We start from the raw sequence: 1,127 nt of genomic DNA on the forward strand, positions 1-1,127 counted from the left end.
TCGTCCGGCAGATTGTCGTAATAACCTACATCCATGGCTATTTCCTCCTCCTTTTGGCCTTTCATTATACCTCTGTAAACGACATATCAAACGGCATTACGTTAGCTTTCGGGTCAAAAAAGGGCAGTGGTTCTGCCCTCCTTCAACAATCTGCCAACTACTCGTTTTGACTGTCGTTCGATGTATCGTGCAGGGTATCGAGCAACGGTTTCACGACAATGTCCAGACAACCATAGACATCAGAATCCGACATCTCCCGGGTCATGGTACCGGTCACCAACGGCGTACTGTTGCGGTCACTGGAAAACACCGCCACAGCATCACCGATGGCAGGGCAACGGCCAACATCTATGCCCACCAGTTCCTGATCGATTTGGGTCCACACTTTGTGCGTGCGCGAGAATTGATGGTTCATCACAAGCTCCTTCTCATCAACGAGACTCATCGCGCACCGCTGAACGCTAGACTACCCGGCCAGCCCGGAGTAACACCCTGCCCACCAGACGCAGCTCGGGAACACTGCTGTCTGTCGTGACGGGCAACTTCAGTACACCACCCAACATCGGGACTATTCTGGCACTCACAATACGTCGATCCGGCGGGACATCGCGGGTCAGGGAGCGAAGACTGGCCGATACACCGTCGAAGAAAATCTGACGGACATCAATATACCCACTGTCAGGCATGACGCAGATCACCACATCATTGGCCGAATACTCGCCAATCGGATCCACAAACAGCACGTCATTGTTGCTCAGGTACCCTTCGTACTGGTCACTGGTCACCGTCAGCGTGTACGCCTCGGTGGAGTGCTCGACAGGACAACGGTAGAGCGTATCAACCATGGGCAAATGGGGTTTTTCATCCTCAGCCAGACGCGCCGCCATATCCCATGAGAACATGGGCAGCGGTACTCCCTGGTGAACAATCGAAACGGAAACTCCCTTAATCACACCCTCACCACGTTCAAGCCAACGTGGATCAACCTTCAGCGCATCAGCGATGGCTAAAAGATACTTCGTGGATTTGTTACGGCCATGCTCGATATCGTTAATGGTCGACTGCCGGGTACCCACAAGCCGTGCGAGCTCGGCCTGGGAAACGGCCCGACTCTTTCGTGCTGCCTT

The 1,127-nt window shown here is 53.8% G+C and carries 2 protein-coding genes; both read right to left on the reverse strand.

Annotated features, from left to right (window positions below):
• Positions 1–157 precede the first annotated feature (157 nt).
• Positions 158–415 (reverse strand): hypothetical protein, encoded by a 258-nt coding sequence (locus ABD892_RS02830; protein ID WP_345193635.1) that lies wholly within the window; start codon positions 413–415, stop codon positions 158–160.
• Between the two features lie 46 nt (positions 416–461).
• The coding region (locus ABD892_RS02835; protein ID WP_345193636.1) for a helix-turn-helix domain-containing protein at positions 462–1,127 on the reverse strand (666 nt) is incomplete at its 5' end.

The organism is Kistimonas scapharcae (genome assembly GCF_039540975.1).
GTDB classification, from domain to species: Bacteria; Pseudomonadota; Gammaproteobacteria; order Pseudomonadales; family Endozoicomonadaceae; genus Kistimonas; species Kistimonas scapharcae.